This is a genomic window from Caulobacter sp. P4_E5 (assembly GCF_056401555.1).
In genome coordinates, this window is the sequence record NZ_JBFUJD010000105.1 from 1 (window position 1) to 14571 (window position 14571).

Consider the following 14571-nt stretch of genomic DNA (forward strand, 5'->3'; position numbering starts at 1 on the left):
TGCAGCGTCAGGCTGAAGCGGTCGGTCTCGTAGCTCTGAATCGCCAGCCACTTCCAGTTGGGGGTGTTGCCCTGGTTCACGCCCGCGGAGTCGACCGGCACCGTGCCGGGCAGGCCCGTGTCGGTCCAGAAGTCGCGGATGTGGGTGGCTAGGGCCCGCAGCGTGAAGTTACCCGAGAGGCCCAGCGGCTGCTGCCAGCGATAGCTGGCCTCGATGTCGAAGCCGCTGGTCTTGATCGACGCCAGGTTGAAGGACTGGACGTTGATGTAGTTCGGGCCGTTGGTGTTGTTGAGGTTATAGGCGCTGCAGGTCTGCGGCAGGATGTTGCGATAGCAGTAGTCGACGATCTGGGCCGCGCCCAGGCTGGAGACGACGTCGTCGACCTTGATCTTGTAGTAGTCGAACGACGCGCTGAAGCCCGGCAGCCAGGACGGATTGGCCAGGACGATGCCGATCTGGGAGTTGCGCGCGATTTCCGGCGTCAGGTTGGGGTTGCCGACGGCGTTCTGGATCGCCACCACGCTCCGATTGTTCACCGGATCGAAGAAGTTCGGCAGGGTCGTGGTGACGGGCGCGGCGAACAGTTCCGACAGGTTGGGCGCGCGGACGTCCCGCGAGGTTACGCCGCGCAGGCGCAGACCCTCGATCGGCGTATCCCAGGTGCCGCCCGCCTTCCAGGTCCAGACCGTGCCCGAGGTGCTGTAGTCGGTCACCCGCGCCGCGGCGTTGAAGTTGGCGCGGCCGACGGTGTCGTTGTCGAACAGCGGCAGGTCGATTTCCAGGAACGCTTCCTTGACGTTGTAGACGCCGTTGCCGTTCTTGTAGTTGCCCGCGTGCCAGTTGTTGCCGACGGCGTTCAGGAGCGGATCGGCCGGATAGGCGCCGCCGTTGGGGCTGCGATCGGCGACGCCGGCGCCGTACGGGTCGGCCCGGACGGTGTAGAATTCCCGGCGATACTCGGCGCCGAACGCCACCGACAGCGGGCCGGCCCACAGGTCGATCGGCGCGCCCGAGAAGTTCAGGCTGGCCACGTCCTGGGTCATGCGGAGGCGCTGGAACGGACCGGCGGCGGGCTGGACATATTCCAGGGCCGCGGCCGAGGGCGGCTTACCGCCGAAGATGTTGAGCGGCTGGCAGCCGCTGGCCCGCGCCACCGGATCGGCGCAGACGATCGCGCCGTTCAGCGTGGTGGCCTGGATCGCCTGGTTGAAGCGCGGCGTCAGCAGGATGTGGTCGACGTCGACCGCGGTCTTGTTGACGCCATGCTCGTAGTAGGCGTCATAGCTCCAGTCCTTGCTGAACAGCCCGAACTTGCCCTTCAGTCCGCCGACGACGCGGTACTGGCGGCGATCGGTGTGAACCTTGGTGTTGGGCAGCACCGCGTTGCTGACGCCGTACTGGAAGCTGGTGATGCCCGCCGTCGCGCAGGCCGCCTGCACCGAGGCTGGCACGTACGGGTTGGAGCACTGCAGCGTCAGGCCGGTCTTGTTCATGCCGTTGACGGGTTGGTTGTGGGTCTTGACCTGGCCCAGGTTGAACGAGACGTAGGCCTCGTTGTTCTCGGCGAAGTCGTAACCGATGCGCCCATAACCCACCTTGCGCTCGATCGCCGACTGCAGCGTGCGGCCGCTGTCGACATTGCCGGACAGGTCGCCGCCGATACAGGCGCCCGGGAAGCAGCCGATAACGGCGCCGTTGGCGGCCTTGGACGGCACGCCGCCCGAGCCATACTGGAACTGGAACGGTTGGCCGCTCTGGTCGAAGGCGGTGCCTTGCAGCGGACCGGCCGTGATCAGGCCGTACTTGGTGTAGCCGTAGTTCTGGACGTTGTCGCGCATCAGGTACTGCGGCGAGCCGTCGTTGGTGACGTTGCGGTTGATCATCGTCGTCTGGGTGAACCAGTCGCGATCGCCCGCCAGGTCCAGGCCGAAGTCGCCGGGACCGACGCCGTTTTCCTTGGCCCATTCCACGCTGCCGACCACGTGCACGCGATCGCCGGCGAAGCTGCGGCCACCGGCCAACTGCACCAGGCCCTGCTCGTTGTCGCCGTAGGTCGAAACGCCCGCCTGGACGTTGCCCTTCAGCCCGGTGAAGCGGGTGTCGGTGATGAAGTTGACCACGCCGCCAACCGCGTCGGAGCCGTACGAGGCCGAGGCGCCGCCATTCACGACGTCGACGCGCTGGATCAGCAGCTGCGGGAACAGGCTGACGTCCGTGACGCCCGTGTAGTAGGCCCCGACCACGCGCTGGCCGTCCAGCAGGGTCAGGGTGCGGATGGTGCCCAGGCCGCGCAGCGAGAACGAGCTCAGGCCCTGCTGGCCGCTGGACGTGCTGAAGGTGTTAGTCGCCGAACCGCTCGAACCCTGCAGCGACGGCAGCTGGACGATGGTGGCGAAGACGTTGGGCTGGGCGTTGTTCTGGAGCTGCGCTTCGCCGATCACCGAGGTCGGCGTCGGCGCCGTAAAGCCCGTGGTCTGGATGCGCGTGCCGGTGACGACGATCTCGCTCAGCGCGGTGGTGTCCTGACCGGCCGGGGAGGCGGCTTTCGCTGGCGCGGTCTGGGCCATCGCCGGCGCCGCCAGCAGGGTGGTGATCAGGGCCAAGGTGCTGGCCGAGGCCAGCGCCAGCACGCCGCGGCCAGGCTTCGGCCCGGCGGCGCGTGACCGCGACGCGGCTGCGAGATGTCGGAGTATTTCGGTATTGCGGCCGTCGCTGACGACGTGCCTGCCCGAAGGCGTGGCGCCCTTGGTGTTCATTCTCATCCCTCCCTTTGCAGGCGTTGTCGCGCCTGACTCGATTTGACGTCTATCAGGCCTTCTGATTGGCCATGTTAGCGTTATCGTAAAAGGGGTAGGCCGCGCCTCGCGCTCTGTCAATACTCCGACATAATATCCTCAGCCGGCTGAAGTCGAAGCTCGGCAATAGGGGCGTTAAGAGGGTTTTACGGGCAAAGCGCTGCTATCGGCGCAGAGGCGTTGCAGATGATAACGTTAACGTTGGATGGGCGCGCTCGCGCCTGGCCGTTCAGGGCTCGCCTAGGGCGCGGGTATCGCCGAGGTCGACTGGCGCCGTGTGATCTCGTGGTCGAGCACCCGGTCGCCCGGCTCGCCGACGGCCGAGCCGGGGGCGGCGATTTGGGCCGCCAGCAGGCCCAGCGCCTCGGCCGCCAGCTTGCGCACGGGCTGACGCACGGTCGTCAACGGCGGCCACAGCGTCACCGCCGCCGAGGTGTCGTCGAAGCCGACGACGGTGAGTTCGCCAGGTACGTCGAGGTGGCGTCGGTGGGCGACCGAGACCACTGCGGCGGCCATGTCGTCGTTGCTGGCGAAGATCGCGGTCGGCGGCGAGGCGGCGTCCAGCAGTTGCTCGGCCGCCGCGAGCCCGGAGGCGAAGCTGAAATCGCCTTGGGCGATGGCCGTGCGTGCGCCATCGGTTTCGCGCACCGCAGCGTGGAAGCCCGCCAGGCGCTCGGCGCTGGCCGCCTGATCGGGATTGCCCAGGACGAAGCCGAGGTCGCGGTGTCCTAACTGGATCAGCTCGCGGGTCATCTCATAGGCCGCGCGCCGGTCGTCGATGCGCACGCAGATCGCCCCGTCGACGCCATAGGCGCCGACCGCGGCCATCGGCAGCCGCGCCGCGCGCAGCACCTGCAGCACCGAGGGCGATTCCCCCAGGGGCGGGGCCAGAATGACGCCGCCGACCCCCGAGGCCAGCAGGGTCGTCAGCGCGGCCGCGTCCGGCGCACGGCCGTTTTCGCCCTTGAGCAGGATCAGGCGAGCGCCTCGGATCGAGGCCTCCTCGAACACGCCCGTCAGGAAGTCGCTCATGAAGGCCGCGCTGGGATTGGCGTAGAGGACGCCGATCCGAAGCTCGGCGGAGGTCACCAGGCTGCGCGCCGCGACGTTGGGGGTGTAGCCGAGATCGCGGATCGCCGCGTCCACCGCCGCGCGCGTTTCGGGGCCCACGCCGGCGCGACCGTTGATCACCCGCGACACCGTCATCGCAGAAACCCCGACGCGCGCCGCGACGTCGACGATCGTCGCGCCGCGTGTAGGTCCAGTTGTTCTCGCCAACCCTATCCCCCGCCGTATTCAAGGCTTGAGCGGTTCACTAACCCATAGCGCGCCCGGAGCATAATCGTAGGCGCGAGGCCGCTCGAACGAACGCCGCCAGCGATCCGATACGGTCACTCAAGTCTTCGATTTCGGAGGGTTTGAAATGGTGGATGCTGCAGGGATTGAACCTGCGACCCCCTCGGTGTGAACGAGGTGCTCTCCCGCTGAGCTAAGCATCCGCCTTGTCGGTTCGGGCCGTGAAGGACCGATCCGCGAGAGGAGGGGGCCTATAGCCCGGTGTTCGGCGCGGGGCAAGAGGCCAAAAGCGCGATACAGGCCTGGGGCACGTCCAAAAAGCTGTGGATGACCAGGTCGCCCCCCAGCGTCTCGACCGGATCCTCGGTGTAGCCGAAGCTGACCAGCACGCAGGGCACGCCGGCGTTGCGGGCGCCCAGGGCGTCGTTGACGCTGTCGCCGACCATGACGGCCCGGGCCGGATCGCCGCCGACGGCGGCGATGGCGGCGGCGACGTGGCGGCCGTCGGGCTTGGCGGCGGGGGCGAGGTCGGCCCCGATCACCGCGTCGAAGCACGGCGTCAGGCCCACGGCGTCCAGCAAGGCGACCGACAGGTTGGTCAGCTTGTTGGTGCAGACCACCAGCTTGGCGCCAGCGGCCTTCAGTTCCGTGAGCACCTCGACGACGCCGGGGAAGGGCGCGCTCTGGTCGGCGATGCGGTCCAGGTAGACGGCGATGAAGCGTTCGACGAGCGTCGGCGCGCGGTCCGCGCCCAGCGGCGCGCCGGCGGCGGCGAAGCCACGCTCCAGCAGCGCCCGAGCGCCGCGGCCGACCATCAGCCGCACTTCGTCGAACGGCAGCGGCGGCAGGGTCTCCTGCGCCAGGATCGTGTTCAGCGCCCCGACCAGGTCGGGGGCGGTGTCGACCAGGGTGCCGTCGAGGTCGAAGGCGATGGTCGCCCCGTTCAGGTCATGAAGCTCGCTCATGGGTCTGGCGTTTCGGCCAATTGCGCGGCTAATGCAACGCTGGAACGCCCTCGAGGGAGTCGCCAAAGGCCCATGACTGAATCCGTTTCCAAGCCCGAGCTCCCGAAGCCGACCCGGCCGCGCGCCGCCGTGATCCTGGCCGCCGGCCAGGGGACGCGGATGAAGTCGCCGACCCCCAAGGTGCTGCACAAGGTCGCCGGCCGGACCCTGCTGGACCACGCCATCGACGCGGCCGAGGGTCTGGGCTGCGAACGTATCGTCGTGGTGGTGGGCGCCCATAGTCCCCAGGTCGGCGAGAGCGCCCGCAAGCGCCTGGGCCCGAACGCGACCGTCGTTCAGGATCCGCCGCTGGGCACCGGCCACGCCGTGCTGGCGGCGCGGGAAGCGCTGGCGGACTTCGACGGCGACGTGGTCGTCACCTATGCCGACTGCCCGCTGACCACCGCCCCGGTGATCGCGCCGCTGTTCGACCTGATGGCGAACGGGACCGACGTCGCGGTGCTGGGCTTCGACGCCGCCAACCCGACCGGCTACGGCCGCCTGATCCTGGCCCCGGGCCACGTGCTGCTGCGCATCGTCGAGGAGAAGGACGCCGACGCGGCGATCAAACAGGTCAAGCACTGCAATTCCGGCGTCCTGGCCGCCGACCGGGCGACGCTGTTCAGCATCTTGGCTGACGTCCGCAACGACAACGCCAAGAGCGAGTACTACCTGACGGACGTCGTCGGTTTGGCCCACGAGCGCAAGCTCTCGACCCGCGCCGCCTTCGCGCTGGAAGCCTCGGTGCAGGGCGTCAATTCCCAGGCCGAGCTGGCCGCCGCCGAGGCCGTTTGGCAGGGCGGGCGCCGCAAGGCTTTGATGGTCGAGGGCGTGACCATGCCCGCGCCCGAAACCGTCCACCTGTCGTGGGACACCCGGATCGCCGCCGGGGCGGTGGTCGAGCCGTTCGTGGTCTTCGGCCCTGGCGTCAGCGTCGAGAGCGGCGCGGTGATCAAGGCCTTCAGCCACCTGGAAGGCGCCAGCGTCGGCGAGGGCGCCCTGATCGGGCCCTATGCCCGTCTGCGTCCCGGCGCCGAGATCGGGCCCGAGGCTCACATCGGCAACTTCGTGGAAGTGAAGAAGGTCAAGGTCGGCGCGGGCGCCAAGGCCAATCACCTCAGCTATCTGGGCGACGGCTCGGTGGGCGAGAAGGCCAACATCGGGGCCGGTACGATCTTCTGCAATTACGACGGCTTCGAGAAGTTCGAGACCCATGTCGGCAAGGGCGCCTTCATCGGCTCCAACAGCGCTCTGGTCGCGCCCGTGCGGGTGGGCGACGGGGCGATGACCGGCTCGGGCTCGGTGATCACCAAGGACGTCGAGGACGGGGCCTTGGCCCTGTCGCGCGCCGAACAGACCGCGAAGGCCGGCTGGGCGACCAGGTTCCGGGCTCTCAAGCAAGCCAAGAAGGACAAGAAGGCATGAGCGCCGACGATCAGAAGCGCGCCTCGGGCGAAGCCGCGGCTCAGCTCGTCGAGAGCGGCATGGTGGTGGGCCTGGGCACCGGCTCGACGGCCGCCTGGTTCGTCAAGGCGCTGGCGGCGCGCGGCCTGAAGGACATCCGCGGCGTGCCGACCTCGGACGCCACGGGCGCCTTGGCCCGCGAGCTTGGCATCCCGCTGGCGGCGCTGGACGACGTCAAGACGATCGACCTGACCGTCGACGGCGCCGACGAGGTCGGCCCGGGCCTCAGCCTGATCAAGGGCGGCGGTGCGGCCCTGCTGCGCGAGAAGCTGGTCTGGGAAGCCTCGAGCCGCTGCGTGGTCATCGCCGACGCCGCCAAGAAGGTCGCGGCCCTGGGCAAGTTCCCGCTGCCGATCGAGGTGGTCCGCTTCGGCCACGTCCATACCAGCTGGCGTCTGGCCGACATCGCCGCCGAATTCGACTTGCCGCCGCCGCGCCTGCGCACCGCCGATCGGGGCGTGGTGGTCACCGATGGCGGCAACCTGATCTACGACATGGCCTCGGGCCGCATCGACGAGCCGGCGGCCCTGGCCACGGCGCTGAAGAGCATCACCGGCGTGGTCGATCACGGCCTGTTCCTCGACCTGGCCGACGAGGCCCTGATCGGCACGGACGAGGGCGTGGTGCGCCTCGTTCCCTGACGTCCTACATAAGCCGACCCGTTAAGGTTTCCGGAGGCCACCGTGGCTGACTACGACTTCGATCTCTTCGTCATCGGCGCCGGCTCGGGCGGCGTGCGAGCGGCGCGGCTGGCGGCCATGAGCGGCGCCAAGGTCGCGGTGGCCGAGGAGTATCGGGTCGGCGGCACCTGCGTGATCCGCGGCTGCGTACCCAAGAAGTTCATGGTCTACGCCAGCGAGGTCACCAGCCAGCTGAAGACGGCTAAGGGCTATGGCTGGACCATCGAGAACGCCAAGTTCGACTGGAAGAGCTTCCTGCACGACAAGGACGTCGAGATCGCCCGCCTGTCGGGGATCTACGTGACCAACCTGCAGAAGGCCGGCGCGCACCTGCTGCACGGCCGGGCCCAGGTCGTCGACGCCCACACGGTCGAGGTCCTGCCCAAGGAGGGCAGCGAGGACGCCGGGACCTACACGGCCAAGAAGATCCTGGTCGCCACCGGCGGCCGTCCGGTCCGTCCCGAGTTCCCCGGCGCGGAGTTCGGCATCACCTCGGACGAGGCGTTCCACCTGCCGAAACTGCCCAAGAGCATCATGATCGTCGGCGGCGGCTATATCGCGGTGGAGTTCGCCGGCATCTTCAACGGCCTGGGCGTCCAGACCACGCTGCTCTATCGCGGGGCCAACATCCTGCGCGGCTTCGACGACGACGTCCGCTCGCACCTGGCCGACGAGCTAGAGAAGCGCGGGATCAAGGTGGTGCTGGGCTGCGCGCACAAGAGCATCGAGAAGGGCGAGGACGGGGTGCTGGTCAGCACGCTCAGCAACGACCTGACCTTCGAGACCGAGACGGTGATGTTCGCGACCGGTCGAGGCCCCTATGTCGAGGGCTTGGGCCTGGAAAAGGCCGGCGTAAAGCTGAACGAGCGCGGCGCGATCGCGGTCGACGACTATTCCAAGACCAATGTCCCCAGCATCTGGGCCGTCGGCGACGTTACCGACCGGATCAACCTAACGCCGGTGGCGATCCGCGAGGGCGCGGCCTTCTCGCAGACCGAGTTCTACGACAACCCGACCAGCTTCGACCACGACCTGGTCGCCTCGGCGGTGTTCTCGCAGCCGCCGGTCGGCGCGGTCGGCATGAGCGAGGCCGAGGCGCGCCACGCGTTCGGCGCGGTCGACATCTATCGCTCGGTGTTCCGCCCGATGAAGGTCACCTTCTACGGGGGGCAGGAGCGCTGCCTGGTCAAGCTGGTGGTCAAGCAGGACGACCAGAAGGTGGTCGGCGTCCACGTGGTGGGCCCGGACTCGCCCGAGATCATCCAGATGGCCGCCATCGCCGTGAAGATGGGCGTGACCAAGTCGCAATGGGACTCGACCTGCGCGGTCCATCCGACCCTGGCCGAGGAGTTGGTCACCTTGCGTGAGAAATATGTCCCGGTCGAAGTCGGCGGGGTGGGATGACCCGAACCGACGCCTTGCCGGAAGCGCCGGAGCGACGCACCCGCTGGCTGGGCGCGCTCGCCGTCTTCATGATGGTGATGACGCCGCTGATCGGCTACCTGATCCCGCTCTGGTTCGCGGGGCTGCTCAGCCTGGTCGGCCTGCTGGCGACCCCGGGACTGGCGCGTTCGCGGCCGCCGATGCTGCCGGTGCTGGCCCTGGTGCTGCTGGTGGCGTGGGCGCTGATCAGCCTGAACTGGAGTCCGGCGGCGCCGGAGTTGTCCGCGCTGCGCCGCGACAAGGACGTCGAAAAGTTCACCGCCCTGAAGCTGGTGTTCCAGCTGGGCCTCTACGGCGTCGCCGTGGCGGCGCTGGGCGGGATGTCGCGGCGTTCCGCCCGTTTCGCCGGCAAGGTGATGCTGGTCGGGGTCACGGCCCTGGCGCTGGTCGCCTGCGTGGACGGCCTCCTCCAGGCGAAAATCTATATGGTCCTCCATAATCTGACCGAAGAACCCATTCGGCCAGACCTGGCCGTGGTGAAGGTTTCGGAAGCGACCTATCCGCTGGTGCTGCTGTTCTGGCCCTGCGCGCGCATGCTGGACGCCTGGAAGTTCCAGGGGCGCAATCTGCTGATCGCGCTGATCGCGCTTTGCACGGTGGTCGGCGCGCACTTCACCGGCGCCGACGCCCCGATCGCGGCGCTGCTGTTGGGCGGGCTGACCTGGCTGGGCGTGCGCGTGATCGGCAAGCCGATCGCTCGCGCGCTGATTCCGATCGTCGTGACGCCGTTCATCTTCGCGCCGATGGTGGTGCTGTGGGGCGTGCGGTCGGGACTGTTCGCCTGGCTGCACGTGATCGCGCCGCCGTCCTGGGACCACCGCCTGAACATCTGGGCTTTCAGCGCCAACCAGATCGTCCAGCACGCCCTGCGCGGCTGGGGGATCGACGCCAGCCGCACCTTCGGCCCGGCCATCCCGCTGCACACTCACAACTCCGCCTTGCAGCTGTGGTTGGAGCTGGGATCGCTGGGCGCGGCCCTGGCGGCCGCGTTCTTCGCCTGGATCCTGTACCGGGTCGTGGCCTGGACGGGCGAAGATCGGCGCGACGGGGCCATGGCGGCCGGCGCCTTGGTCTCCTATCTGGTGATCGGCGGTTTGAGCTTCGGGGTCTGGCAGGAATGGTGGCTGGCCCTCGGCGCCCTGACCGCCATCGCCTGCGGGGTCGCGCAAAAATCGAGCGCCGCGACCCGGTAGAACGACAACGAACTTTCGCGCTTTGGCATATCGACGGTGTTCAACCGCACGATTTTGCCTTTTCCTTCCTTTCGCGGTATCTACGCCGCCCTTTGTAGTTATCGAGCCTGTCATGACCGCCCGCTGGACCCCCGCCGCCTGGAGAGCAAAACCCGCCAAGCACATCCCGTCCGACTATCCGGACGCGAGCGCCGTGGAACGGGTCGAGCAGACGCTTCGCCAGATGCCGCCGCTGGTCTTCGCGGGCGAGGCGCGCCGTCTGAAGAGCCTGCTGGGCGACGTGGCGGAAGGCCGGGCCTTCCTGCTGCAGGGCGGCGACTGCGCCGAGAGCTTCAAGGAATTCCACGCGGACAACATCCGCGACACCTTCCGCCTGATCCTGCAGATGGCGGTAGTGCTGACCTTCGCCGGCGGCAAGCCGGTGGTGAAGGTCGGCCGTATCGCCGGCCAGTTCGCCAAGCCGCGCTCGGAACCGATCGAGACGATCGGCGACGTGACCCTGCCGTCGTATCGCGGCGACAACATCAACGGCATGGACTTCACGGCCGAAGAGCGCCAGCCCGATCCGGATCGCCTGCTGAAGGCCTATGGCCAGTCGGCTTCGACCCTGAACCTGCTGCGCGCCTTCGCCAACGGCGGCTACGCGGACCTGCACAACATCCATCGTTGGACCCTGGGCTTCGTCGGCGACAGCCCGCAGGGCGCGCGTTATCGCGAGCTGTCCGACAAGATCACCGAGAGCCTGGCCTTCATGGCCGCCATCGGCGTCACGCCCCAAAGCCATCCGGGCATGCACCAGGTGGAGTTCTTCACCAGCCACGAAGCGCTGCTGCTGGGCTTCGAGGAGGCCATGACCCGGGTCGATAGCACCTCGGGCGACTGGTACGACACCAGCGCCCACCTGCTGTGGATCGGCGAGCGCACTCGTCAGCTGGACGGCGCGCACATCGAGTTCATGAAGGGCGTCAAGAACCCGATCGGCCTGAAGTGCGGCCCGACCATGGAAGGCGACGACCTCCTGCGTCTGATCGACGTCTTGAACCCGAACAACGAGCCGGGCCGTTTGACCCTGTACGGCCGCTTCGGCTCGGACAAGATCGCCGACCGCCTGCCGCGCCTGATGAAGGCGACCAAGGCCGCCGGCCGCTCGGTGGTCTGGGCCACGGACCCAATGCACGGCAACACGCTGAAGGCCTCGACCGGCTACAAGACCCGCCCGTTCGACCGCATCCTCTCGGAAGTGAAGAGCTTCGTGGAGATCGCCCAGGCCGAAGGCGTGCATCCAGGCGGCGTCCACCTGGAAATGACCGGCCAGAACGTCACCGAATGCCTGGGCGGCGCCCGCGCGGTCTCGGAGACGGACCTCGCCGACCGCTATCACACGCACTGCGATCCGCGCCTGAACGGCGAGCAGGCGCTGGAACTGGCCTTCCTGGTGGCCGAAAAGCTGAAAGCCGCCCGCGACGACCAGCGTCGTCTCGCCGTGGGCTAGTTTGGTCGATCCGCGAACGGCGTTCTCTGGCGCCGTTTCGCGGGTCCCTATAGCGTCCTCTTTCGGGAGGAAGCCTATGGACGATCGAGGTCTTGAGCGCTGTGCGCTCACAAGCCAGGAGTTCGAGCGCCGTGCGCTCATGGGGCTGGTCGCGAGCGCGGCGGTCGCGCCCGGCGTGGCGTTCGCTGTTCAGGACGCGCAGCCGCCGGTCTCTTCGTCCACGACCACCGATCCGCTCAAATATCTCGACACCGCCCAGCGCCTCTCGGTGAAAGCGCGGGTGAACGGGCAGGGGCCTTTCGACTTCCTGGTCGACACCGGGGCCAACAGCTCGGTGATCACGGCCGAGCTGGCTAGCCAGCTGAACCTGCCGCGCGGCGCGTCCAGCAACCTCCACAGCATCGCCGGTTCCCAGGCCGTGGAGACGGCCAAGGTCGCCACCCTGTCGGTCGGCAAGCGCTCGCGCGCGAACATGACGGTCGCGATCCTGCCGCGCGAGCAACTGCGCATCGACGGCGTCCTGGGTCTGGAGTGGCTGGACCGCGCCAGCCTGCTGCTGGATTTCAAGCGGCGGCGGATGACGGTGGGCGAGGCGTTGCCCCTGGCCGACGCCCAGACGGTGACCGTCGAGGCCAAGCTGCTGCCCGGCGGTCTCACCCTGATCGACGCCTTCATGCCGCTTCAGCGGCTGATCGCCTTCGTCGACAGCGGCTCGATGGCCACCATCGGCAACCTGGCCCTGCTGGAGGCGGCGCGCCGGAACAACGCCGTGCTGGGTTCGTTGGCCGACACCGAACTGCGCAGCGTCACCGGCCAGGTGCTGCCCGGGCGCACCGCGGTCCTGTCACGCCTGACGTTCGGAAAGATGACGCTGCGGAACGTGCCGCTGATCATCGGCGCGATCCATACCTTTGATTATTGGGGCTTTCACGAGCAGCCGGCGATCGTGATCGGTACGGACATCCTGCGGAACTTCGAGACCGTCTCGATGGACTTCAAGCGCAGCGAAGTCCGCTTCCGCGTTCCGGGCTAGGGCGCCGTTTGCACGAACGGCGAAAGGTTTGCGATGCAACGCGCGGCGTCTTGACCGGTCGCGCGGCGCTCTCCAATGGTTGTTTGAAGGGAGAGCCGAATGCGTCTGCGTCAGAAGATTAAGCGGGAGATCCGGTTCCTGAAGGGACTGTCCCGGACGCTCAAGCGCGTGAAGTCCATTGCTCCCGACAGCACCAACCTGATCTGTGACGACCTCGAGGCCGCGGTCGACAAGTGGCGCGACCGCCAGGCGATCACGTTCGAAGGCAAGACGGTCACCTACGCCGAGCTGGACGCCATCGCCAACCGCTACGCCCACTGGGCCAAGGGGCAGGGGCTGACCCGGGGCCAGACTGTGGCGCTCTTCATGCCTAACCGGCTGGAGTACATGGCCATCTGGTACGGCCTGACCAAGGTCGGCGTGTCCACGGCCCTGATCAACAACCAGCTGACCGGCGCGGCCCTGGCCCACTGCCTGAACATCTCCCAGGCCCTGCACTGCATCGTCGATTCCGAGACCTCGCCCTGTTTCGAGGATGTGAAGGGCCAGCTGCAGCGTCACATGCAGCAGTGGGTGCTGGGGCCCGCCACCGGCGAGCAGCGCGATCTGGTGAAGGCGCTGAAGAGCTGCAGTCAGCTGCGCCCCGACCGCCAGACCGCCCGCGACGGCATCACCGCCAAGGACACGGCGCTCTTCATCTTCACCAGCGGCACGACGGGCCTGCCCAAGGCCGCGCGCATCACCCACATGCGCGCCCAGCTGTACATGCGCGGCTTCGCCGGCTCGACCGGAGCCAATCAGAGCGATCGCATCTACGTGACCCTGCCGCTGTACCACGCCACCGGCGGCCTCTGCGCCATGGGCGCGGCCCTGCTGAACGGCGGCTCGGTCCTACTGCGCAAGAAGTTCTCGGCGACCCACTTCTGGCCCGACGTGGTCAGCGAGAACTGCACGATGTTCGTCTATATCGGCGAACTTTGCCGCTATCTGGCCAACCAGCCCGAGCACGAGCTGGAGCGCGCCCACAAGATCCGCATGATCTTCGGCAACGGCCTGCGGCCCGACGTCTGGAACGACATGCTGGACCGCTTCAAGGTCGGCGAGGTGTTGGAGTTCTACGGCGCGACCGAGGGCAATGTCTCGCTGTTCAACTTCGACGGCCGCCGCGGCGCGATTGGCCGGATCCCGAGCTATCTGAGAAAGAAGTTCAACATCCGGATCGTCAAGTTCGACGTCGAGAGCGAGGAGCCGGTGCGCGGTCCGAACGGCTATTGCGTCGAGGTCTCGCCAGGCGAGGTCGGCGAGTGCATCGGCCATATCGCCAACGACGCCCGCTCAAACTACGTCGGCTACGCCGACAAGGCCGCCACCGAGAAGAAGGTGCTGCACGACGTCTTCGCCAAGGGCGACGCCTGGTTCCGCACCGGCGACCTGATGAAGGTGGACGGCGACGGCTACATCTATTTTGTCGACCGCATCGGCGACACCTTCCGCTGGAAGGGCGAGAACGTCGCCACCAGCGAGGTGGCCGAGCGGCTGGCCGGCTTCGAGGGCGTGCAGGAGATCAACGTCTACGGCGTCAAGGTCGGCGACCTCGACGGCAAGGCGGGCATGGCCGCGCTGGTCACTGCCGAGGACTTCGACATGGCCGCGTTCAGCAAGCATGTCGACGAGCACCTGGCCAGCTACGCCCGACCGCTGTTCGTACGTCTGCAGAAGGCGATCGAGACCACCGGCACCTTCAAGTACCGCAAGATCGACCTGGTCAAGGACGGCTTCGACCCGACCAAGACCAAGGATCCGCTGTACTTCCGCGATCCCGTGAAGGGCTATGTGAAGATCACCAAGCCGATGTACGCCAAGATCGAGGCGGGAACCTTCAAGCTCTAGAGCCATAGCCAGCTTGCGTTTGCCCCACACCCCTCGTCATCCCGGACGCGCTTGCGCGATCCGGGACCCAGGGGCCGAGCGCAGTGCGGCGGCCCCTGGGTCCCTGTGTGTCGAAACTGTGAGAGATTGGTCACGGGCGGGAGATCGTTGGGTCCCAGGTCTTGAGACCGTTAGCCGGCCAGATCCCCGCCCGCTTTAGACCACACCTGAACAGTTGCACGAGGCCGTTGGCGCGGACCTCGCATCACAGGGACAGGCACGATGACCATACACCCTGACGT

10 protein-coding genes and 1 tRNA gene are annotated in these 14571 nt (G+C 67.7%); 7 read left to right on the plus strand and 4 right to left on the minus strand.

Translation table 11 applies throughout. The features are described from left to right. The 4 genes from AC1DSO_RS22605 to AC1DSO_RS22620 all read right to left on the minus strand — a co-directional run. A partial coding sequence (locus tag AC1DSO_RS22605; protein WP_477070962.1) for a TonB-dependent receptor plug domain-containing protein occupies nucleotides 1-2567 on the minus strand: 2567 nt, incomplete at its 3' end. Nucleotides 2568-3035: 468 nt separating this feature from the next. Further along, complete coding sequence (locus AC1DSO_RS22610; RefSeq protein ID WP_477070963.1) at nucleotides 3036-4037, minus strand: LacI family DNA-binding transcriptional regulator; 1002 nt, start codon at nucleotides 4035-4037, stop codon at nucleotides 3036-3038. A gap of 182 nt (nucleotides 4038-4219) precedes the next feature. Next, nucleotides 4220-4294: transfer RNA gene (locus AC1DSO_RS22615), tRNA-Val, on the minus strand. A gap of 48 nt (nucleotides 4295-4342) precedes the next feature. Continuing rightward, entirely contained in the window at nucleotides 4343-5056 is a 714-nt protein-coding gene (locus tag AC1DSO_RS22620; RefSeq protein ID WP_477070954.1) for an HAD-IA family hydrolase, read from the minus strand. 72 nt (nucleotides 5057-5128) lie between these two features. Here AC1DSO_RS22620 and glmU point away from each other — a divergent pair, with 72 nt between their 5' ends. From glmU to AC1DSO_RS22655, 7 genes are all read left to right on the plus strand, one after another. After that, nucleotides 5129-6520, plus strand: a complete 1392-nt coding sequence (gene glmU / locus AC1DSO_RS22625) for a bifunctional UDP-N-acetylglucosamine diphosphorylase/glucosamine-1-phosphate N-acetyltransferase GlmU (protein WP_477070955.1) — start codon at nucleotides 5129-5131, stop codon at nucleotides 6518-6520. Then, nucleotides 6517-7200: a ribose-5-phosphate isomerase RpiA gene (rpiA, locus tag AC1DSO_RS22630; RefSeq protein WP_477070956.1), complete on the plus strand. Its 684-nt coding sequence runs from the start codon at nucleotides 6517-6519 to the stop codon at nucleotides 7198-7200. The genes glmU and rpiA overlap by 4 nt, the downstream gene beginning before the upstream one ends. Nucleotides 7201-7242: 42 nt before the next feature. Next, nucleotides 7243-8643 (plus strand): glutathione-disulfide reductase, encoded by a 1401-nt coding sequence (gene gor, locus AC1DSO_RS22635; RefSeq protein ID WP_477070957.1) that lies wholly within the window; start codon nucleotides 7243-7245, stop codon nucleotides 8641-8643. Beyond that, complete coding sequence (locus AC1DSO_RS22640; protein ID WP_477070958.1) at nucleotides 8640-9875, plus strand: O-antigen ligase family protein; 1236 nt, start codon at nucleotides 8640-8642, stop codon at nucleotides 9873-9875. The genes gor and AC1DSO_RS22640 overlap by 4 nt, the downstream gene beginning before the upstream one ends. A gap of 112 nt (nucleotides 9876-9987) precedes the next feature. Continuing rightward, nucleotides 9988-11367 (plus strand): class II 3-deoxy-7-phosphoheptulonate synthase, encoded by a 1380-nt coding sequence (locus tag AC1DSO_RS22645; RefSeq protein ID WP_477070959.1) that lies wholly within the window; start codon nucleotides 9988-9990, stop codon nucleotides 11365-11367. A gap of 139 nt (nucleotides 11368-11506) precedes the next feature. Continuing rightward, nucleotides 11507-12400, plus strand: coding sequence for a retropepsin-like aspartic protease (locus tag AC1DSO_RS22650; RefSeq protein WP_477070960.1), 894 nt, complete (start codon nucleotides 11507-11509; stop codon nucleotides 12398-12400). A gap of 99 nt (nucleotides 12401-12499) precedes the next feature. Further along, on the plus strand, nucleotides 12500-14290 hold the full coding sequence (locus AC1DSO_RS22655; RefSeq protein ID WP_477070961.1) for a long-chain-acyl-CoA synthetase: 1791 nt from the start codon (nucleotides 12500-12502) through the stop codon (nucleotides 14288-14290). Nucleotides 14291-14571: the final 281 nt, after the last annotated feature.

Bases quoted from the DNA above. Each gene is read 5' to 3' on its own strand.
- AC1DSO_RS22620 (WP_477070954.1), bottom strand. From the start codon at position 5,056: ATGAGCGAGCTTCATGACCTGAACGGGGCGACCATCGCCTTCGACCTC.
- glmU (WP_477070955.1), top strand. From the start codon at position 5,129: ATGACTGAATCCGTTTCCAAGCCCGAGCTCCCGAAGCCGACCCGGCCG.
- rpiA (WP_477070956.1), top strand. From the start codon at position 6,517: ATGAGCGCCGACGATCAGAAGCGCGCCTCGGGCGAAGCCGCGGCTCAG.
- AC1DSO_RS22640 (WP_477070958.1), top strand. From the start codon at position 8,640: ATGACCCGAACCGACGCCTTGCCGGAAGCGCCGGAGCGACGCACCCGC.
- AC1DSO_RS22645 (WP_477070959.1), top strand. From the start codon at position 9,988: ATGACCGCCCGCTGGACCCCCGCCGCCTGGAGAGCAAAACCCGCCAAG.
- AC1DSO_RS22650 (WP_477070960.1), top strand. From the start codon at position 11,507: ATGGGGCTGGTCGCGAGCGCGGCGGTCGCGCCCGGCGTGGCGTTCGCT.
- AC1DSO_RS22655 (WP_477070961.1), top strand. From the start codon at position 12,500: ATGCGTCTGCGTCAGAAGATTAAGCGGGAGATCCGGTTCCTGAAGGGA.